18 protein-coding genes and 1 pseudogene are annotated in these 18,736 nt (G+C 59.5%); 9 read left to right on the forward strand and 10 right to left on the reverse strand.

Features of this window, described 5'->3' with window-relative positions:
• The first annotated feature begins 71 nt into the window (after positions 1–71).
• The 3 genes from rph (at position 72) to gltS (ending at position 2,766) form a co-directional block, all read left to right on the forward strand.
• On the forward strand, positions 72–794 hold the full coding sequence (rph, locus tag D8U70_RS05045; protein ID WP_024014799.1) for a ribonuclease PH: 723 nt from the start codon (positions 72–74) through the stop codon (positions 792–794).
• A gap of 24 nt (positions 795–818) precedes the next feature.
• The gene (locus tag D8U70_RS05050; protein ID WP_016772541.1) at positions 819–1,187 is read left to right on the forward strand and encodes a DUF4870 domain-containing protein; all 369 of its coding nucleotides are present in this window, start codon (positions 819–821) and stop codon (positions 1,185–1,187) included.
• Between the two features lie 370 nt (positions 1,188–1,557).
• The gene (gene gltS / locus D8U70_RS05055) at positions 1,558–2,766 is read left to right on the forward strand and encodes a sodium/glutamate symporter (protein ID WP_073470914.1); all 1,209 of its coding nucleotides are present in this window, start codon (positions 1,558–1,560) and stop codon (positions 2,764–2,766) included.
• A gap of 67 nt (positions 2,767–2,833) precedes the next feature.
• Here the strand turns inward: gltS and D8U70_RS05060 are convergent, their stop codons facing one another.
• A complete protein-coding gene (locus D8U70_RS05060; protein ID WP_016772543.1) occupies positions 2,834–3,613 on the reverse strand; it encodes an exodeoxyribonuclease III in 780 nt (259 codons plus the stop codon).
• Positions 3,614–3,695: 82 nt separating this feature from the next.
• On the opposite strand from D8U70_RS05060, the gene pyrE reads away from it, so the two are divergent.
• Entirely contained in the window at positions 3,696–4,340 is a 645-nt protein-coding gene (pyrE, locus tag D8U70_RS05065; RefSeq protein ID WP_016772544.1) for an orotate phosphoribosyltransferase, read from the forward strand.
• Between the two features lie 140 nt (positions 4,341–4,480).
• On the opposite strand, the gene D8U70_RS05070 is transcribed toward pyrE, so the two are convergent.
• The 6 genes and pseudogenes from D8U70_RS05070 to coaBC form a co-directional block, all read right to left on the reverse strand.
• Entirely contained in the window at positions 4,481–4,864 is a 384-nt protein-coding gene (locus D8U70_RS05070) for a hypothetical protein (RefSeq protein ID WP_071172112.1), read from the reverse strand.
• Positions 4,851–5,423, reverse strand: coding sequence for a hypothetical protein (locus D8U70_RS05075; protein WP_016772546.1), 573 nt, complete (start codon positions 5,421–5,423; stop codon positions 4,851–4,853). Before D8U70_RS05075 ends, D8U70_RS05070 begins: the two co-directional genes overlap by 14 nt.
• A 436-nt stretch (positions 5,424–5,859) precedes the next feature.
• Positions 5,860–6,765: an acetylglutamate kinase gene (argB, locus tag D8U70_RS05085; protein WP_016772548.1), complete on the reverse strand. Its 906-nt coding sequence runs from the start codon at positions 6,763–6,765 to the stop codon at positions 5,860–5,862.
• Between the two features lie 17 nt (positions 6,766–6,782).
• A pseudogene (locus D8U70_RS05090) lies at positions 6,783–8,186 on the reverse strand (phosphomannomutase/phosphoglucomutase); the annotation flags it as partial.
• A 239-nt stretch (positions 8,187–8,425) separates the two neighbouring features.
• Positions 8,426–8,881: a dUTP diphosphatase gene (gene dut, locus D8U70_RS05095; protein ID WP_016772550.1), complete on the reverse strand. Its 456-nt coding sequence runs from the start codon at positions 8,879–8,881 to the stop codon at positions 8,426–8,428.
• A gap of 5 nt (positions 8,882–8,886) precedes the next feature.
• On the reverse strand, positions 8,887–10,095 hold the full coding sequence (gene coaBC, locus D8U70_RS05100; protein ID WP_016772551.1) for a bifunctional phosphopantothenoylcysteine decarboxylase/phosphopantothenate--cysteine ligase CoaBC: 1,209 nt from the start codon (positions 10,093–10,095) through the stop codon (positions 8,887–8,889).
• 133 nt (positions 10,096–10,228) lie between these two features.
• On the opposite strand from coaBC, the gene radC reads away from it, so the two are divergent.
• Positions 10,229–10,903, forward strand: coding sequence for a DNA repair protein RadC (gene radC / locus D8U70_RS05105; RefSeq protein WP_056791587.1), 675 nt, complete (start codon positions 10,229–10,231; stop codon positions 10,901–10,903).
• Between the two features lie 77 nt (positions 10,904–10,980).
• Here the strand turns inward: radC and D8U70_RS05110 are convergent, their stop codons facing one another.
• Positions 10,981–12,570 (reverse strand): ABC transporter substrate-binding protein, encoded by a 1,590-nt coding sequence (locus D8U70_RS05110; RefSeq protein ID WP_130928423.1) that lies wholly within the window; start codon positions 12,568–12,570, stop codon positions 10,981–10,983.
• Between the two features lie 446 nt (positions 12,571–13,016).
• On the opposite strand from D8U70_RS05110, the gene rpmB reads away from it, so the two are divergent.
• Together rpmB and rpmG are read left to right on the forward strand one after the other, a co-directional pair.
• The gene (gene rpmB / locus D8U70_RS05115; RefSeq protein ID WP_007920377.1) at positions 13,017–13,250 is read left to right on the forward strand and encodes a 50S ribosomal protein L28; all 234 of its coding nucleotides are present in this window, start codon (positions 13,017–13,019) and stop codon (positions 13,248–13,250) included.
• A gap of 11 nt (positions 13,251–13,261) precedes the next feature.
• Positions 13,262–13,417 carry a 50S ribosomal protein L33 gene (gene rpmG, locus D8U70_RS05120; RefSeq protein ID WP_016772554.1) on the forward strand — a complete coding sequence of 52 codons (156 nt, stop codon included), beginning with the start codon at positions 13,262–13,264 and terminating at the stop codon, positions 13,415–13,417.
• A 161-nt stretch (positions 13,418–13,578) separates the two neighbouring features.
• Here the strand turns inward: rpmG and D8U70_RS05125 are convergent, their stop codons facing one another.
• Positions 13,579–13,941, reverse strand: coding sequence for a cupin domain-containing protein (locus D8U70_RS05125; RefSeq protein ID WP_073470919.1), 363 nt, complete (start codon positions 13,939–13,941; stop codon positions 13,579–13,581).
• Positions 13,942–14,177: 236 nt separating this feature from the next.
• Between D8U70_RS05125 and D8U70_RS05130 the strand changes: the two genes are divergently transcribed.
• Positions 14,178–15,671 (forward strand): aldehyde dehydrogenase, encoded by a 1,494-nt coding sequence (locus tag D8U70_RS05130; protein ID WP_016772556.1) that lies wholly within the window; start codon positions 14,178–14,180, stop codon positions 15,669–15,671.
• Between the two features lie 261 nt (positions 15,672–15,932).
• On the forward strand, positions 15,933–17,078 hold the full coding sequence (locus D8U70_RS05135; RefSeq protein WP_130928424.1) for an MFS transporter: 1,146 nt from the start codon (positions 15,933–15,935) through the stop codon (positions 17,076–17,078).
• Positions 17,079–17,111: 33 nt separating this feature from the next.
• On the opposite strand, the gene D8U70_RS05140 is transcribed toward D8U70_RS05135, so the two are convergent.
• Positions 17,112–18,680 (reverse strand): phospholipase D family protein, encoded by a 1,569-nt coding sequence (locus D8U70_RS05140; protein WP_130928425.1) that lies wholly within the window; start codon positions 18,678–18,680, stop codon positions 17,112–17,114.
• Positions 18,681–18,736 lie beyond the last annotated feature (56 nt).

The raw sequence follows: 18,736 nt of genomic DNA on the forward strand, positions 1-18,736 counted from the left end.
AACCAGTGCCCACTCGCAGTGCAGCGCTCTATAATGCTCGGCAGTTTTCCGTCCTCAGTACAGGTATCCCTATGAAACGTCCAAGTGGTCGCGCTGCCGATCAGCTCCGCTCGATCCGCATCACCCGCAACTACACCAAACACGCCGAGGGATCCGTACTGGTCGAATTCGGTGACACCAAAGTCATCTGCACTGTCAGCGTCGAGAACGGCGTGCCGCGCTTCCTCAAAGGCCAGGGCCAGGGCTGGTTGACTGCCGAGTACGGCATGCTGCCACGCGCCACCGGCGAGCGTAACCAGCGTGAAGCCAGTCGTGGCAAGCAGGGCGGGCGTACTCTGGAAATCCAGCGCCTGATCGGCCGCTCCCTGCGCGCGGCACTGGATATGTCCAAGCTCGGCGACGTGACCCTGTACGTCGATTGCGACGTGATCCAGGCCGATGGCGGTACTCGCACCGCGTCCATCACCGGCGCCATGGTTGCGCTGGTCGATGCCCTGAAAGTGATCAAGAAGCGCGGCGGCCTGAAAGGCGGTGACCCGCTCAAGCAGATGATCGGTGCGGTCTCGGTCGGCATGTACCAGGGCGAGCCGGTGCTGGATCTGGACTATCTTGAAGATTCTGCAGCTGAAACCGACCTGAACGTGGTGATGACCAGCACCGGCGGCTTCATCGAAGTGCAGGGCACCGCTGAAGGCGCGCCGTTCCAGCCTGATGAGCTCAATGCCATGCTGGAACTGGCCAAGCAGGGCATGAACGAAATCTTCGAATTGCAGAAGGCTGCGCTGGCCGACTGAGGTTTTGACCACAAGGAGGACGTGATGAGTGACGAGCAAGAGTTGCTGCCCAAACCGAGCCAGGAGGTTCGCCAGTGGGCGATGTTCTGTCACTTGTCCGCCTTGCTGGGGATCTGGATTCCCTTCGGCAATCTGATCGGGCCGCTGATCCTTTGGCAGATGAAGCGCGAGAAGGACCCGTTCATCGATGCACAGGGTAAAGAGGCGCTGAATTTTCAGATCACTGTCGCCATTGCCTCGATGATCTGCTTCCTGCTCATGCTGCTGATCATTGGTTTCTTCCTGTTTGGCTTGCTGGCGATCGCGGCACTGGTCCTGACGATCATTGCAGGGGTCAAAGCCAACGAAGGTTTCCCGTACAGATATCCGTTCACTTGGCGACTGATCAAGTAACAGTCTGTTGTATCGCTATATGGAAATGCCCCGACTTATCGGGGCATTTTTATTTGTGCAACTCAACAATTGGTTTTTGTTGTAGGACTAGTCTGTTGTCGATGTGCGGTTTGGCATTTATTTATTGATATTTCTCCATTACATCTTTGGTCACAACTGATCGAGCAAGTGCTTATTCCCGTTCTTGTTATTGACGCGAGCGGGTTGTTAAAGTTGCCCGATGCAATGTTTCGATTGAAACATTTCGATATGTTCAAGCCATCGATGGCACTTGAATTCCCCAGTAATCAGTGTTGATAAAATCAGCCGGTTCCCCCGTCGAGCCCAGGTAAACGCTCGCCTCGTGAATACTTAGCCAAGAATAATCCACATGATTGAGCTCGATTTCTACGGCACGCTCGTGGCCGCTTCTTTAGTACTACTGCTCGGACGCGGACTTGTTACGCGTGTTGGCTTTCTGCGAAGTTACAATATTCCTGAACCGGTAGCGGGTGGCCTGGTGGTTGCCGTGCTCCTGTTGATATTGCGCACTTTCGATATTGAAGTCCGCTTCGATACATCATTGCAAACCCCCCTGATGTTGGCTTTCTTTGCCACGATTGGCTTGAGTGCTGACCTTGCCAGTCTGAAGAAGGGCGGGCGCATTGTCGGTATCTTCCTGTTGGCGGTCATTGGCTTGCTGGTGGTGCAGAACGCCATGGGCATCGGGTTGGCAACCTTGCTCGGACTTGATCCTTTGATGGGCTTGCTGACGGGTTCGATCACGCTCGCCGGCGGCCATGGCACTGGCGCTGCATGGGGCGCGGTATTCAGCGAGAAATATGGCCTGGCCTCGGCTTCGGAACTGGCGCTGGCCTCAGCGACGTTCGGTCTGGTGCTGGGTGGGCTGATCGGTGGGCCCGTCGCCCGGTTGCTGATCAAGCGCGTGCAAGTGCCGGGCTGCAGTCCCCAGCAAACGCCTCGACTGCCAAGAGGTTTTGAACAGCCGAACAAGGAACGTTCGATCACGCCGTTTTCGTTCGTCGAGACGCTGGCGCTTATTGCCGTCAGCCTGCTCGCAGGCAACCTTTTGAATGGTTTGCTGCACGGCACTGCATTCGAACTGCCGACGTTTGTTTGCGTGCTGTTTGTGGGTGTGGTGTTGCGCAACAGTCTGTCAGCGCTTGGCCTGTATCAGGTGTTTGAGCGTGAAGTTTCCGTGCTCGGCAATGTCAGCCTCTCGCTGTTTCTGGCAATCGCTTTGATGTCGCTGAAGCTTTGGGATCTGGCGGCGCTGGCATTGCCGATCTTCATCATCCTGGCCGTGCAGGCGCTGGTCATGGCTCTGTTCGCGATTTTCGTGACGTTCCGGGTGATGGGCAGCAACTACGATGCCGCAGTGCTGGCTGCGGGACATTGCGGCTTCGGTCTGGGCGCTACGCCTACGGCAATTGCCAACATGCAAGCGGTGACGCAGCGCTATGGGCCATCGCAGATCGCGTTTCTGGTAGTGCCGATGGTAGGAGCGTTCTTCATCGATATCGTTAACGTCATCGTGATCAAGCTGTACCTGACCTTGCCATTCTTCGCTGCCGTCTAGAAAGCACGGCGCATAAAAAATGCCCGCATCTCACGATGCGGGCATTTTTTTGGCTGCGATACGACGCTTAGATGGTCAGCGTCCAGTCGTAGTCGACGATCAACGGCGCGTGCTGCGAGAACCGTGGCTGACGCGGCAGGCGTGCACTGCGCACCGAGCGACGCAGGCCCGGGGTCAGGATCTGATAATCGAAACGCCAGCCCAGATTGAGCATCTCGGCCTGTTCGTTATCCGGCCACCAGCTGTACTGATCGCCTTCGCGGCTGACTTCGCGCAGCGCATCGACATAGCCCATGTTGCCGACAATCTCGTCCATCCAGGCGCGTTCCGGCGCCAGGAAGCCGGGAGATTGCTGGCTGTCGCGCCAGTTCTTGATGTCGAGTTTCTGCTGCGCAACGTACAGCGAGCCACAATAAATGTACTCGCGACGTTTGCGTCGCTGTTTGTCCAGGTACTTGCCGAAATCGTCCATGAGCTTGAACTTCTGGTTCAAGTCCTCATCGCCGTTCATCCCCGAAGGAAACAGCAAGGTGGCAATACTGACTTTGTCGAAATCTGCTTGCAGGTAGCGCCCGTAGCGGTCGGCCGTCTCGAAACCGAGACCGCTGATGACAGCCTTCGGTTGCAACCGCGAATACAAAGCCACGCCGCCTTGGGCAGGGACTTCAGCATCGCAGGCATAAAGGAAGTAGCCATCCAGTTGGAAGGCTGGGTCATCCAGTTCAAAGGCGGAGGCACGGGTGTCCTGCAGGCAGATGACGTCGGCATTCTGGGCTTGCAGCCAACTGAGCAAACCGCGCTCGACTGCCGCCTGAATACCATTGACGTTCACACTGATGATCCGCATAAATGGCCCCAAAAATCGCGTGCGTGTATGATACACGGCGTCAAGCTAATTAGCTAAATCCGTGGTATTTGGGGTTTTTTTCATGCAAGCGTATCAGCGCGATTTCATTCGTTTTGCCATCGATCGCGGCGTTTTGCGCTTCGGTGAGTTCACCCTGAAGTCCGGGCGCACCAGTCCCTACTTCTTCAACGCCGGCCTGTTCAACTCGGGTTCGGCCCTGGCGCAGCTGGGGCGTTTCTACGCCGCCGCCATCGCCGAGAGCGGCATTTCCTTCGACGTTCTGTTTGGCCCGGCTTATAAAGGCATTCCGCTGGCGGCCACGACCGCCGTTGCGCTGGCCGAACATCACGGCCGTGACCTGCCATGGTGCTTCAATCGCAAGGAAGCCAAGGCCCACGGCGAGGGCGGCAGCCTGGTTGGCGCACCGCTGACTGGCGAAGTCTTGATCATCGACGACGTAATCACCGCCGGCACCGCCATTCGTGAAGTGATGCAGATTATTGCTTCCCAGGACGGCGCCAAGGCCGCCGGTGTGCTGATCGCACTGAACCGCCAGGAGCGTGGCAACGGCGAATTGTCGGCCATCCAGGAAGTCGAGCGTGATTTCGGCATTCCGGTGATCAGCATCGTCTCGCTGAATCAGGTGCTGGAATTCCTCGCCGATGATCCGCAGCTCAAACAGCATTTGCCAGCCGTGGAAGCGTACCGCGCGCAGTTTGGCGTGTGACCAATGTGGGAGCGAGCCTGCTCGCGAATGGCCGTCACCTGTCAGCGATGTGAGGCACATTACGCTTTCGCGAGCAGGCTCGCTCCTACAGAAAAAAGACCCGGTTCAGGCAGGCTGAATTGGGTCTTTTTTGTTGGTGATCAACGCAGTTTTTGCCATTTCATCAGCAGTCTCAGCGCCAATGCAGCGTTCACTAGCGCAAACACCAGCAGCGCAACCACCACCATCACGTACAACGTGCGATCCACATCGAAATCCCAAAGGTCCAGCGTGCTGCTGCGCATGATCCCGACTGCTGCCGGCAAGTTAACGTAAAACAGCGCCACGAACGCGCACGTCAATGGCAATGCTCGCCAGTAGAAAGCAGCCATCACCTTGTCTCGACTGCGCTTGCGGCCCTGCGAACCTTTTTGAAATTCATCCTCAGCCAGCGCTTCATTGAGCGCCGGCCACGCCAGATTGAACATGAACGTGGTCAGGGTCAGCAGCAAGCCACTGACCGCGACGATGTCACTGAACGGCATTCAGACCCAGCGTTGCACAGAGCAATGCGTGGGAATCTTCGCTGATCTCGAATTGTCCGGCGCTGCCCTTGCGTTTGGTGATGGGTTTGAAGGTCGGCTCGTTCTGGGTGATGAGCATGTTCAATTCATCGCGGATCACGTCCGAGCTGATCACCACCAGAAACACGTTTTGCGCATGCTCGGCGGACTGGATTACGGCGCGCATGCTGTGCTGCAGGATGTCGTCGAGCTGGTTGCGAAAACGCGAAACGGTGTTTTTCAACAGGGTTTTGCTTTGGCTCTGGGTCAGCTGAAAGATCGTCGAGATCTGCGATTCGGTCGGCAGGGTTTGCCCGAAGTAACTCTGAATCAGATACAGCAGGCGATCTTGCTTGGCTTCGTCGGCCCGGCTGGGCATGCCGCCCTCGACCAGCATTTTCAGGTATTCGGTCAGGCTGGCTTTGGCGATGCGCTCCAGCGCATGGGCGATTTCAGCGTCGCCGATGCGCAAGGTCTTTTTTACCGGTTCCTTTTGTTCCTGCTCGAAAGCATCGGCGTCGATCGTGAACGAGATCTGCATGAGTCGCCGCTCCGGTTATTTGACACTGGCGGCTGGGTAGGGATCCTGGGGTGCATCTCCTTGGCCGGTGAGTACTTTCCAGCCCTTGAGTGGGTGAGAGGCTTCGGTGAAGTCAGGGCAGGGCGGCATCGAAGTCTGCGAAGGGGCTGAATATTCTCGGCCGCAGTCCACGCAGGCGTAAGTGCCAGCCGAAATGTCACTGCCGTAAGGAACGCTGTTTTTTTGCATGGGAAGATCTCCGTTGGATGAGGGGAAGATCCTATGGAGATTCATTCTGAAGGGATGTCGGACGTTTCGCTGTGTGGAGTCAGGCTTTTCCTGCGCGCATAAAAAGATCGCAGCCTTCGTCAGTTCCTACAAAAGCGGATTCTCGCGTGTGCGAAATCCCTGTAGGAGCTGTTGAAGGCTGCGATCTTTTGCTTTCAGCTATTAGCGATCAAGGACGCTTGCGATTGCTGATCAGCGTGCCCACGCCGGTATCAGTGAAGATTTCCAGCAGAATCGCGTTAGGCACACGACCGTCGATGATCAACGAACTGCCAACCCCACCCTGAACCGCTTCCAGTGCGCAGCGGATCTTCGGCAGCATGCCGCCGTAGATCGTGCCGTCAGCGATCAGGTCGTCGACCTGCTGCGTGCTCAGGCCGGTCAGCACGGTGCCCGACTTGTCCATCAGGCCGGCAATGTTGGTCAGCAGCATCAACTTTTCAGCTTTCAGTGCTTCGGCAACCTTGCCCGCTACCAGGTCGGCGTTGATGTTGTACGACTCGCCGTTCTCACCGACGCCAATCGGCGCGATGACCGGGATGAAGTTGCCTTTGACCAGCAGATTCAACAGCTCGGTATTGATGCCGACGACTTCGCCGACATGGCCGATGTCGATGATTTCTGGTTGGGTCATCTCCGGGGTCTGGCGGGAGACGGTGAGCTTCTTCGCCCGGATCAGCCCGGCATCCTTACCGGTCAGGCCGATGGCGCTGCCGCCATGGCGGTTGATCAGATTGACGATGCTCTTGTTGACCTGACCGCCAAGGACCATTTCCACCACGTCCATGGTCGCCGCGTCGGTGACGCGCATGCCGTCGACGAAATGGCTTTCGATCGACAGGCGCTTGAGCAGATCACCGATCTGCGGGCCGCCACCGTGCACGACCACCGGGTTGATGCCCACGGCTTTCATCAGCACGATGTCGCGGGCGAAGCCGGTTTTCAGCTCCTCGCTTTCCATCGCGTTGCCGCCGTATTTGATCACCAGGGTCTTGCCGACATAGCGTCGGATGTAAGGCAGCGCTTCGGACAGGACCTTGGCAGTGTTGGCGGCGGCTTCGCGTTCGAGGGTCATTCAGGGCTCCGGGTGGATCAGAACGGTAGTTGGAGATCAGGTGCAACGCGTTTCAGTTGGGCGTGGAACACATCCTTGATGCGCTGCAATTCAGCCTCGTCATCGGCCTCGAAGCGCAGCACCAGCACCGGTGTGGTGTTGGACGCGCGCACCAGGCCCCAGCCTTTGGCGTAATCGACCCGCACGCCGTCGATGGTGGTCAGGTCGGCGCCTTCGCCCCACTGAGCATCGTGCAGTGCATCAATGATGCTGAATTTGCTCTCTTCGGTCACATGGATATTGATTTCCGGCGTGGAAATATCGTTCGGGAAGGTCGCAAACAGCTCTTCCGCGGTGGATTTTTCCTTGCTGAGGATCTCCAGCAGACGTGCGGCGCTGTAGATGCCGTCGTCGAAACCGAACCAGCGCTCCTTGAAGAAGATGTGCCCGCTCATTTCGCCGGCCAACAGCGCGCCGGATTGTTTCATTTTCTTTTTGATCAACGAGTGACCGGTCTTCCACATTAGCGGCCGACCGCCGTATTCCTTGATCAATGGCACCAGGCGACGGGTGCATTTGACGTCGAAAATGATTTCCGCGTCCGGGTTGCGTGCCACCACATCGCGGGCGAACAGCATCAGCAGACGATCCGGGTAGACGATACTGCCGGTGTTGGTCACCACGCCGACGCGGTCGCCGTCACCGTCGAAGGCCAGGCCGATATCGGCGTTGGTTTCCTTGACCTTGGCGATCAGGTCGACAAGGTTTTCCGGTTTGCCCGGATCCGGGTGATGGTTAGGGAAGTTGCCGTCGACTTCGCAGAACAGCGGGATGACTTCGCAGTTCAGCGCTTCGATCAGTTGCGGGGCGATCACGCCGGCCGCGCCGTTGCCGCAGTCGACCACGACTTTCAGGCGACGAGCGAGTTTGATGTCCTGGACGATTTCGGTGTTGTAGCGGTCGAGGATTTCGACCTGAGTGACGCTGCCCTGGCCGCTGCTCAGGTCATTGTTCTTGATGCGCTCGTGGAGCACTTGAATCTGCTCGTTGGCGAGGGTGTCGCCGGCGATGACGATTTTGAAGCCGTTGTAGTTCGACGGATTGTGGCTACCGGTGAGCATCACCCCGGACTTGCCGGCCAGCACGTTGGCGGCGTAATACAGCGCTGGCGTTGGCACCAGACCGACATCGCTGACGTGGCAACCGCTCTCGGCGATGCCGCGAATGAGTTCCGCGACCAGCTCCGGGCCGGACAGGCGGCCGTCGCGACCGACCGACACGTTCGGTTCGCCCTGAGCCAGGCTCTGCGAGCCGATGGCGCGACCGATCCAGTAGGCGGTTTCGCCGTTGAGGAATTCCGGCACGGTGCCACGAATGTCGTAGGCGCGGAAAATGCTGTCAGGCAGCTTCGGGGCGATCTTGGCGGGGGTGCTCATCTGTGGACATGCTCCATCTCGAAAAGGGCGGGACAGACCGGCGAATGATTCGACGGCAGGCTCAAACTGAAGGGTATGACGGCGTTTTCCACAGAGAGTTCGTGCTATGAAAGGGCCATGACGCCCCGGCTGGCGTGGCTTTGGGCCGGCAAAACCTTGATTTACGGTGTTAAAACCTGCTGCCGATGTAGCGCATTTTTTGTGGTGAGGGGATAAATCCCCTCACCACCATAATTTCTATCCGGTTATTTGGTGCCAGTGTGGCCAAAGCCGCCGGTACCGCGCTCGGTCTCGACAAACTCTTCAACCATTTCGAAATGTGCTTGCACTACCGGTACCAGCACCAATTGCGCCAGGCGTTCGCCGACGGTCATGGTGAAGTCGCTCTGGCCGCGGTTCCAGCAGGAGACCATCAGCGGACCCTGGTAATCGGAGTCGATCAGGCCGACCAGATTGCCCAGCACGATGCCGTGTTTGTGGCCCATGCCCGAGCGAGGCAGGATCAGTGCGGCGAGATTCGGGTCGCCGATGTACACCGACAGGCCGGTGGGAATCAGCACGGTTTCACCCGGTTTGATCACGATGTCCTGTTCCAGCATGGCGCGCAGGTCGAGGCCGGCGGAGCCCGGCGTGGCGTATTGCGGCAGCGGGAATTCGGTGCCGATGCGTGGATCGAGGATCTTGGCTTGCAAAGCGTGCATGTAAATTAAACCTGGTTCAGACGTTCGGCGATAAAAGTGACCAGTTGGCGAGCGATCTTGCTCTTGCTGGTCTGGGCGAAAACCGTGGCGTGCAGCTCACGGTCGATGACGCTGCAGGCATTTTCTTCGCTGTTGAAACCGATGCTCGGGTTGGCGACGTCGTTGGCGACGATCAGATCGAGATTCTTGTCCTTCAGCTTGCGTGCAGCGTAGTCGAGCAGGTGTTCGGTTTCGGCGGCGAAGCCGACACTGAACGGACGGTCGGGACGGGTCGCGATGGTGGCAAGGATGTCCGGGTTGCGCACCATTTGCAGGACGAAGCCGTCACCGCTCGTAGGATCTTTCTTGAGTTTATGCGGAGCTACTACTTCCGGGCGGTAGTCCGCCACCGCTGCCGACGAGATGAACACGTCGCAAGGCATGGCCGATTCGCAGGCGGCGAGCATGTCGCGGGCGCTGACCACATCGATCCGCGTCACGCGATCAGGCGTCGGCAAGTGCACCGGGCCGCTGATCAAAGTGACACGGGCGCCGGCTTCCACGGCTGCTTCGGCGAGGGCAAAACCCATTTTGCCGGAGCTGTGGTTGGTGATGTAGCGCACCGGGTCGATGTTTTCCTGAGTCGGGCCGGCGGTGATCACCACATGCTTGCCGGTCAATGCCTGGCGCTGGAAGCAATCGGCGGCGAGCAGTGCCAGATCGGTGGCTTCCATCATGCGGCCCATGCCGACGTCGCCGCAGGCCTGGCTGCCCGAGGCCGGGCCGAAAGTCTTCAGGCCACGGCTCTCCAACAGTTGCAGGTTGGCCTGGGTCGCCGGGTCGCGCCACATCGCCTGGTTCATCGCTGGTGCGACGGCAACCACGGCATCAGTGGCCAGCACCAGCGTGGTCAGCAGATCGTTGGCAATGCCTTGGGCCAGACGGGCGATCAGGTCGGCGGTGGCCGGGGCGATCAGCACCAGATCGGCCCATTTCGCCAGCTCGATATGGCCCATGGCGGCTTCGGCGGCAGGGTCGAGCAAGTCGAGGTGAACCGGGTGGCCCGACAGGGCCTGCATGGTCAGCGGGGTAATGAATTCGGCGCCGCCATGGGTCATGACCACGCGCACTTCGGCACCCTGGTCGATCAGGCGGCGAACCAGATCGGCGCTCTTGTAGGCCGCAATGCCGCCGCCGACGCCCAGAACGATGCGTTTCCGATACAGCCGCTGCATAGGTCTGCCTTTCATTTCGTTGATGACTGCGGTGCGATGCCCCTCCCCAGGGTTGAATCGACCGCCAAAAAGATGGGCTACGATATCACAGCGACCGCTACGGAACAGCGGCGCCCACAGACAAGGAGGTGCTATGAGTATTCGCGATTGGCCGGCGGCGGAACGGCCGCGGGAAAGGCTGTTGGAACACGGCGCAGGGAGTCTTTCGGACGCTGAGCTGTTGGCGATTTTTCTGCGCACCGGATTGCCCGGAAAAAGCGCTGTCGACCTCGCCAGACATCTGCTGACGCAATTCGGTGGCCTGCGTTTGCTGCTCGAGGCCGATCAGGACGCATTCAGCAAACAACTGGGCCTCGGCCCCGCCAAGTTCGCGCAGCTGCAAGCCGCGCAGGAAATGAGCAAGCGCCATCTGGCCGAGCGTTCACGACAGAAACCGGCACTGGAAAACCCTCAGGTCGTCCGCGACTACCTCAAGGCAATGCTGCGGCATGAACCGCACGAGGTGTTCGGCTGCCTGTTTCTCGATTCGAAACATCAGGTGCTGAATTTCGAGGCGCTGTTTCGCGGCTCGATCGACAACACCAGCGTGCACCCCCGGGAGGTGGTGAAGCGCGCGCTGGCCAATAACGCCGCAGCGGTGATCCTTTGTCACAACCACCCGTCCGGCAACACCGATCCGAGTCAGGCCGATCGGCTGCTGACCAAGCGCCTGCAGAAAGCGCTGGAGCTGATTGACGTGCGAGTGCTCGATCACTTCATCATCGGCGACGGCGAACCGCTGTCGATGGCGGAGTGTGGCTGGATGTAAAAGAGCAGCGGCAAGCCTCTAGCTGCAAGCGGCAAGCTGGAGCTGCGCGCGGAGTGCTCTAGCTTGCCGCTTGCCGCTTAGGGCTTGAGGCTGATCTTGGAGTAATCCTGGCGGCCGAACGGGCTGACGGAATACCCCTGAACATCCTTGCGCGTCAAAGCGTAGGCCGTCGGGTGCGCCAGTGGCAGCCACAACGCCTGCTGCTGGATCTGCGCCTGTGCCTGTTCATACAGCTTGGTGCGTACGCCTTGTTCGCTGGTGGTCTTGCCGGCGCTGATCAGCTTGTCCAGATCGGCGTTGCAGTACCGCGCGAAGTTGGTCCCGGATTTCACCGCCGCGCAGGAAAACTGCGGGGTGAGGAAGTTGTCCGGGTCGCCGTTGTCGCCGGCCCAGCCCATGAACAGCAGGTCGTGTTCGCCGGCCTTGGCGCGGCGAATCAGTTCGCCCCACTCGATCACGCGGATCTCCGCCTGAATGCCGATCTCGGCCAGATCCGACTGCAGCATCTGCGCGCCGAGACTTGGGTTCGGGTTGAGCAGGCTGCCCGATGGCCGCGTCCAGATTGTGGTCTGGAAGCCATCCTTCAAGCCGGCCTTGGCCAGCAGCGCCTTGGCTTTGGCCACGTCGTGTGGATAGCCCGGCAGGTTCTTGGCGTAGCTCCAGGTGTTCGGCGGGTACGGGCCGTTGGCCGCTTCGGCGGTGTCTTCGAACACGGCTTTGATGTAGTTGGCCTTGTCGAAGGCGAGGTTGATCGCCTGGCGCACTTCCGGCTTGTCCAGCGGCGGATGCTGGCTGTTGATGCCCACGAAAGCGGTCATGAAGGCGTCAGTCTTTTCGACTTTCAGCGTCGGCTCCTTCAGCGCAGCCTCTACGTCCAGTGGTTTTGGCGACAGGGCGATCTGGCATTCGTTGCGCCGCAGCTTTTGCAGGCGAACGTTGGCGTCCGGCGTGATGGCGAAAATCAACGGGTCGATGGCAGGCTTGCCACGGAAATAGTCCGGATTGGCCTTGTAGCGAATCGCCGCGTCTTTCTGGAAGCGATTGAACACGAACGGGCCGGTGCCGATTGGCTGGCTGTTGAGTTTGTCGGTGGCGCCGGCCTTCATCAGTTTGTCGGCATATTCGGCGGAATAGATCGAGGCGAAGCCCATGCTCAGGGTCGCGAGGAAGGTCGAATCCGGATGGTCGAGGGTAAAGCGCACGGTCAGCGGGTCGAGGGCGTCGATCTTCTTGATCAGGGTCGGCAGTTGCATCGACTGCGCATGGGGGAAGCCGCTCTGGGCGACCTTGTGCCACGGGTTGGCCGGGTCGAGCATGCGGTCGAAGCTGAATTTGACGTCTTCAGCGCTCAGCTCGCGGCTCGGCTTGAAATAATCGGTTGTATGAAATTTCACCTGCGGGTGCAGTTTGAACACATAGGTGAGGCCGTCGGTGCTGACTTCCCAGCTGTCGGCCAGGCTCGGGATGACCTTGCCACTGGCGGTGTCGAAATCCACCAAGCGGTTCATCAGTACGTCAGCCGAAGCATTGGTGGTGGTCAGCGAGTTGTACTGCACCACGTCGAACCCTTCGGGACTGGCCTCGGTACACACGCTCAACGCGGCGGCCTGGGCGAGGGGGCTCAGCAACAGCGGAGCGAGTAACAGGGGTAGGGCAGCGAGGCGCATGGTCGGTTTCCTTTACAGATCGAAGGCCCATCTGCAAGTGCAGTCTGGAAAAGTCCTACCCTAGAGCTCTGAATTGCAAATGACTATCCCCTTTTTGCATTTTCAGGCGCACTCTTGCGCGGTTTCGAACGTGGGCAGCCAGATGAAAAGTCTGAATCGGCTGTAGGGCGGGATTTCTGCGACGAGTGGTCAAAACTGGCCGCAGCCTTTGTCCAAGGCGTCTGCGGCGGAAAAAATCGCCCTTTTGCCGATTGATTGCACACCGATTGTTGTTGCACCCCGGTCTTTCTGGTATAAAGCAGCGCTCTTTTCTAGGGGCCCGGTTCCTTCACTGTAGGTGTAGCCGGTAAGACCTCTAAAGAAACGCGGCGCCTGGCGCCAAATGACTGAGAGATTAAGCGGCCAACCCATGCCGGGTTGGGCATGTGGTTTTAGAGGGCTGAGGCATGTCGAGAGTATGTCAAGTTACCGGTAAGGGTCCGGTGACTGGGAATAACATTTCCCACGCAAACAACAAAACCCGTCGTCGTTTCCTGCCGAACCTGCAGCATCACCGCTTCTGGGTTGAAGAAGAGAAACGTTTTGTGCGTCTGCGCGTATCTGCCAAAGGCATGCGTATCATCGACAAGCGTGGCATCACTGTCGTGCTCGCCGAACTTCGCCGCGATGGCAAGATTTAAGGGAGCTAATCATGCGTGAATTGATTCGTTTGATCTCGAGCGCCGGTACTGGTCACTTCTACACTACCGACAAGAACAAGCGTACTACCCCGGACAAAATCGAGATCAAGAAATATGATCCGGTTGTTCGCAAGCACGTGATGTACAAGGAAGGCAAAATCAAGTAATTGATTTTTCCTGACTGCGAAAAAGGCCCGTATCGTGAGATACGGGCCTTTTTTGTTTGCCGTTGATTTGGTGTTGCCTGTCCTGCGCTCCCACAATGGAATGCGTTCGAATGTGGGAGCGAGCCTGCTCGCGAAGGGGCCGTTCAGATCAGCGCGAAGACTCAAGCCTTCTGTTCAAAGATCACATAAACCTTGCGGCAAGCCTCCAGCACTTCCCAGGTGCCGCGAAACCCCGCCGGAATCACGAAGCGATCACCAGCGCGCAAGGTCTTGGCATTGCCATCGCTGTCACGCAATACCGAAACTCCCTGCAGAATCTCGCAGTACTCATGCTCGGTGTAATTCACCGTCCACTGACCTACCGCGCCTTCCCACACGCCCACGCCCATTTGCCCACAAGGGCTTTCGTATTGATGAAACACCGCCTGCTCAGGATCGCCCTTCAGCACTTTCGCCGGGTCCGGCCGATAGCGCTCGGCTTCGCTGCTGGCGAGGCTGATGTCGACGACGTTCTGGATGTTCATTGTTGTTTTCTCCGCTAATGACGGCGCGTGGGCTGGAATGGGCCAAAGTCTATGTTTATTAAAATGAACACCGCAAGGCCGTATGGCCAGCTTATGTCAAATATATTGAAACAAACCCGGCCGCTGGTTTAGGGTGGCGGGTGCCTCGGGCCGAAAGTGCAGGCTGGCCGGGCAGAATTCTTGAACAGCGCCGCAGCGCTTGCGGTGCTCGTATTCAATAAGAGGAGGACACCCGAATGACCACCCTGACTCGTGCCGACTGGGAACAACGCGCCCGCGATCTGAAAATCGAAGGCCGCGCCTTCCTGAATGGCGAATACACTGACGCCGTCTCCGGCGAAACCTTCGAATGCATCAGCCCGGTCGATGGCCGCCTGCTCGGCAAGATCGCCAGCTGTGACGCCGCCGACGCCGACCGTGCTGTAGAAAACGCCCGCGCTACTTTCAATTCCGGCGTCTGGTCGCGCCTGGCGCCGACCAAGCGCAAAGCCACCATGATCCGCTTCGCCAGCCTGCTGAAACAGCATGCCGAAGAACTGGCACTGCTGGAAACTCTCGACATGGGCAAGCCGATCAGCGATTCGCTGTACATCGACGTGCCGGGCGCGGCGCAGGCGCTGAGCTGGAGCGGCGAAGCGATCGACAAGATCTACGACGAAGTTGCCGCCACCCCGCATGACCAACTAGGTCTGGTGACCCGTGAGCCGGTGGGCGTGGTTGGCGCTATCGTGCCGTGGAACTTCCCGCTGATGATGGCTTGCTGGAAGCTCGGCCCGGCGCTGTCGACCGGTAACTCGGTGATCCTCAAGCCGTCGGAAAAGTCGCCGCTGACCGCCATCCGCATCGCTGCGCTGGCCATTGAAGCCGGAATTCCGAAAGGCGTGCTCAACGTGCTGCCGGGCTATGGCCACACCGTCGGCAAGGCGCTGGGTCTGCACAATGACGTCGACACGCTGGTGTTCACTGGTTCGACCAAGATTGCCAAGCAACTCATGGTCTATGCCGGCGAATCGAACATGAAACGCGTCTGGCTGGAAGCGGGCGGCAAGAGCCCGAACATCGTCTTCGCCGATGCGCCGGATCTGCAGGCCGCCGCTGAATCCGCCGCCAGCGCCATCGCCTTCAACCAGGGCGAAGTCTGCACCGCCGGTTCGCGCCTGCTGGTCGAGCGTTCGATCAAGGACAAATTCCTGCCAATGGTGATCGAGGCGCTGAAAGCCTGGAAGCCGGGCAATCCGCTGGACCCGGCGACCAACGTCGGTGCGCTGGTCGATACCCAGCAGATGAACACCGTGCTGTCGTACATCGAATCCGGCCATAGCGATGGCGCCAAACTGGTCGCCGGCGGCAAGCGCATCCTCCAGGAGACCGGCGGCACTTACGTTGAGCCGACCATTTTCGATGGTGTGAGCAACGCGATGAAGATTGCCCAGGAAGAGATTTTCGGCCCAGTGTTGTCGGTGATCGCTTTCGACAGCGCCGAAGAAGCCATCCAGATTGCCAACGACACGCCATACGGTCTGGCCGCAGCGGTGTGGACCCAGGACATCTCCAAGGCGCACCTGACTGCCAAGGCCCTGCGCGCCGGTAGCGTGTGGGTCAACCAGTACGATGGCGGCGACATGACCGCGCCGTTCGGTGGCTTCAAACAGTCGGGCAACGGTCGCGACAAATCGCTGCATGCCTTCGACAAGTACACCGAGTTGAAGGCGACGTGGATCAAGCTGTAAGCCGCTGACGGGAGCCCGCTACTCCGGGCTTCCTGACCAAACAGAGATTCCCTGTGGGAGCGAGCCTCTGTGGAGAGGGGATTTATCCCCGTTCGGCTGCGAAGCAGTCGCTAAACCATTGCACGCGGTGTACCTGGTACATCGTGGTTGAAGGTTTTGGGGCCGCTGCGCGACCCAACGGGGATAAATCCCCTCGCCACAGGGGCTCGCTCCCACAGTGATTTTGTGGTGCATATAAAAATATCCACAGGAGCGTGGAACATGCGGTGGGCGACGTATTTCGCCGTGTTGGCGTCCGTCTTGAGTGTCGGCCTGGCCCTGGGGGTCAGCATGCCGCTGGTGTCGTTGCGTCTGGAGGGCTGGGGCTACGGCTCGTTCGCCATCGGTGTGATGGCGGCCATGCCGGCAATCGGCGTGTTGCTGGGGGCGAAGGTTTCCAGCCATCTCGCTGCGTATTTCGGCACGGCGAACCTGATGCGTCTGTGCCTGTGGGCCGGGGCATTGTCGATCGGCCTGCTGGCGCTGCTGCCGAGTTACCCGATCTGGTTGCTGCTGCGCCTGCTGATCGGGGTGATCCTGACCATCGTGTTCATCCTCGGCGAGAGCTGGATCAATCAACTGGTGGTCGAGCAGTGGCGCGGGCGTCTGGTGGCGCTGTATGGCAGCAGCTATGCGCTGAGCCAACTGTCCGGTCCGTTGCTGCTGGGGGCGCTCGGTACCGAGCATGATTACGGTTTCTGGGTCGGGGTCGGCCTGCTCACGCTCTCGCCCCTTCTGCTGCTGGGGCGCAGCGGTGCGCCAAGCAGTGAGGCCAACAGCGTCACGTTTGGCGATCTATGGGGCTTCGCCCGTGAGCTGCCGGCGATTGCCTGGGCGGTGTCGTTGTTCGCCGCGTTCGAGGCGATGATTCTGACGCTGCTGCCGGTGTACTGCCTGCAACAAGGGTTCACCGCCGAAATCGCGCTGGCCATGGTCAGCACCGTGGTGGTCGGCGATGCGCTGCTGCAATTGCCGATCGGCGCATTGGCCGATTACCTGTCGCGGCGCACGCTGTTTGCTGGTTGCGCGGTGGTGTTGATGCTGTCGAGTCTGGCTATTCCGATGTTGCTCGACACGCTGCTGATCTGGCCGCTTTGGGTGCTGTTCGGCGCCAGTGCTGGCGGCTTGTTTACCCTGTCACTGATTCTGATTGGCGAGCGTTATCGAGACGATGCGCTGGTTCGCGCCAATGCGCATATCGCGCAATTGTGGGGTGTCGGTTGTCTGGTCGGGCCGTTGGCGGCAGGGGCGGGGAGTCAGTGGATCAATGGTCATGCGTTGCCGCTGTTGATGGCGGCTGGGGCGTTTGGTCTGGTGCTTTTGTTGTTGCGCCAAGGGGCCTTTGGCACAACGGCGGAAGCAGCCTGAGCGCATCCCACAAGGGATCATCAACAGACGGACTTACAGCATCCGCTCCAGGCCGACGCTGGTGCTGAACCACGAGTTGAAGCGCCGCCACCAGCTCCCCGGCTCCTTGGTCAGAGTATGCATCTGGCCGTTGTCCTCGGTGACCCAGACGACCTTGCCGTCCTCAAGTTTCGCCTGATAACTCAAGGTCGGCGCCATGCCTTGCAATGCCAGTGCGCGCACATGCTCGGCCAGTTCCGGGCTGTCGACGAGCACGCCGACTTCGGTGTTCCACAGCACCGAGCGCGGGTCGAAGTTGAATGAGCCGATAAACGATTTGCGTCGATCAAAGATCATCGCCTTGCTGTGCAGGCTGGAATCCGAGCCGCGAAACGACTTGCTGTAGAACACGCGTGGCCCGCTGCCGTAGTTATCCCCAGGCTGGCGGCGCAACTCATAGAGTTTCACTCCGTGTTCAAGCAACGCCTTGCGATAGGGCGCGTAACCGCCATGCACCGCCGGCACGTCGGTAGCCTCCAGCGAATTGGTCAGCAGACTTACGGAGACCCCGGCATCGGCGCGTCCGGTCAGGTAAACCAGCCCCGGCTGACCCGGCACGAAGTAGGCGGAAATCATGATCAGCTCTTTGCTGACGCCGGTCAGTTCCGGCGCCAGTTGCGTGGTCAGCAGCAGATGCGGATCGGGTTCGCCCTTGGACAGGACCTTGCTCGGCGCATCCCACAAGGCCTGGTTCCAGGCCCAGATCAGCTCCTTGCGCCAGATGTCCATGCGCGGGTCGGTGGTGAACTTCATCAACTGCTGATACAGCGCGTGGTTCTGCTTGCGGGTTTCTTCCAGCGATTCTTCCAAGCGCGTGCGCGTGTTTTCCAAGTCGGCGGCGGTCGGCTGGCTGGAGAGGAATTCGTCGATCGGCTTGCTCAGCGCGCTGTTCCAGTACTGGTCGAAACTGTGCCCGAGCTGCTCGGCCACCGGGCCGATGCTGAGCATGTCGATGTCGGTGAAATTCAGGTTGGCTTCGGCATCGAAATATTCATCGCCCAGATTGCGCCCGCCGACGATGGCCGCGCTGTTGTCCGCCAGCCACAACTTGTTGTGCATGCGCCGGTGCTGCACGGACAGATTGAACAGTCGCCCGGCCGCGCGTGTTACGCCGGTGCTGCGCCCCAGGTGCAACGGATTGAACAAACGAATCTGGATCTGCGGATGTGCCGCCAGCGTCGCGATGATCTGGTCGAGGCCGTCGCTGGTGGTGTCGTCGAGCAGGATGCGCACGCGCACACCACGGTCGGCCGCCTTGAGCACTTCCTCCACCAACATCCGCGTGCTGATGCCGTCGTGGACGATGTAGTACTGCAAATCGAGGCTGACCTGGGCATGGCGAATCAGCTCGGCCCGGGCGGTAAACGCCTCGCCGCTGTCAGAGAGCAGGCGGAACCCCGACTGCCCTTTGTAGGGCGCGGCCTGAGCCTGAATCGAACGGCCGAAGCTGGAGTCCGACGCCGGCAGGGCTTGGCTTGGTTCGCGCGGCACATCGAGGCTGGCGCAGCCGCTGAGGAACGAGGCGAGTATCAGTGAAGCGAGTAAGGGCTGTCTGAAGCTCACGTAGGGTCGTTCCGGTTGGCGGCTGAGGTCGGCAATTTGGACGCCGGGCGCGCAAA

Origin of the sequence: Pseudomonas sp. Sample_20 (genome assembly GCF_004307585.1) — a bacterium.
Taxonomy (GTDB): domain Bacteria; phylum Pseudomonadota; class Gammaproteobacteria; order Pseudomonadales; family Pseudomonadaceae; genus Aquipseudomonas; species Aquipseudomonas atacamensis.

What these genes read in the sequence shown, in the direction of transcription:
- D8U70_RS05125 (WP_073470919.1), bottom strand. Translation starts at nt 13,941, where the DNA reads ATGAACATCCAGAACGTCGTCGACATCAGCCTCGCCAGCAGCGAAGCC.
- pyrE (WP_016772544.1), top strand. Translation starts at nt 3,696, where the DNA reads ATGCAAGCGTATCAGCGCGATTTCATTCGTTTTGCCATCGATCGCGGC.
- D8U70_RS05070 (WP_071172112.1), bottom strand. Translation starts at nt 4,864, where the DNA reads ATGCCGTTCAGTGACATCGTCGCGGTCAGTGGCTTGCTGCTGACCCTG.
- rpmG (WP_016772554.1), top strand. Translation starts at nt 13,262, where the DNA reads ATGCGTGAATTGATTCGTTTGATCTCGAGCGCCGGTACTGGTCACTTC.
- D8U70_RS05075 (WP_016772546.1), bottom strand. Translation starts at nt 5,423, where the DNA reads ATGCAGATCTCGTTCACGATCGACGCCGATGCTTTCGAGCAGGAACAA.
- gltS (WP_073470914.1), top strand. Translation starts at nt 1,558, where the DNA reads ATGATTGAGCTCGATTTCTACGGCACGCTCGTGGCCGCTTCTTTAGTA.
- D8U70_RS05110 (WP_130928423.1), bottom strand. Translation starts at nt 12,570, where the DNA reads ATGCGCCTCGCTGCCCTACCCCTGTTACTCGCTCCGCTGTTGCTGAGC.
- rph (WP_024014799.1), top strand. Translation starts at nt 72, where the DNA reads ATGAAACGTCCAAGTGGTCGCGCTGCCGATCAGCTCCGCTCGATCCGC.
- D8U70_RS05050 (WP_016772541.1), top strand. Translation starts at nt 819, where the DNA reads ATGAGTGACGAGCAAGAGTTGCTGCCCAAACCGAGCCAGGAGGTTCGC.
- dut (WP_016772550.1), bottom strand. Translation starts at nt 8,881, where the DNA reads ATGCACGCTTTGCAAGCCAAGATCCTCGATCCACGCATCGGCACCGAA.
- D8U70_RS05130 (WP_016772556.1), top strand. Translation starts at nt 14,178, where the DNA reads ATGACCACCCTGACTCGTGCCGACTGGGAACAACGCGCCCGCGATCTG.
- rpmB (WP_007920377.1), top strand. Translation starts at nt 13,017, where the DNA reads ATGTCGAGAGTATGTCAAGTTACCGGTAAGGGTCCGGTGACTGGGAAT.
- radC (WP_056791587.1), top strand. Translation starts at nt 10,229, where the DNA reads ATGAGTATTCGCGATTGGCCGGCGGCGGAACGGCCGCGGGAAAGGCTG.
- D8U70_RS05060 (WP_016772543.1), bottom strand. Translation starts at nt 3,613, where the DNA reads ATGCGGATCATCAGTGTGAACGTCAATGGTATTCAGGCGGCAGTCGAG.
- coaBC (WP_016772551.1), bottom strand. Translation starts at nt 10,095, where the DNA reads ATGCAGCGGCTGTATCGGAAACGCATCGTTCTGGGCGTCGGCGGCGGC.
- argB (WP_016772548.1), bottom strand. Translation starts at nt 6,765, where the DNA reads ATGACCCTCGAACGCGAAGCCGCCGCCAACACTGCCAAGGTCCTGTCC.
- D8U70_RS05135 (WP_130928424.1), top strand. Translation starts at nt 15,933, where the DNA reads ATGCGGTGGGCGACGTATTTCGCCGTGTTGGCGTCCGTCTTGAGTGTC.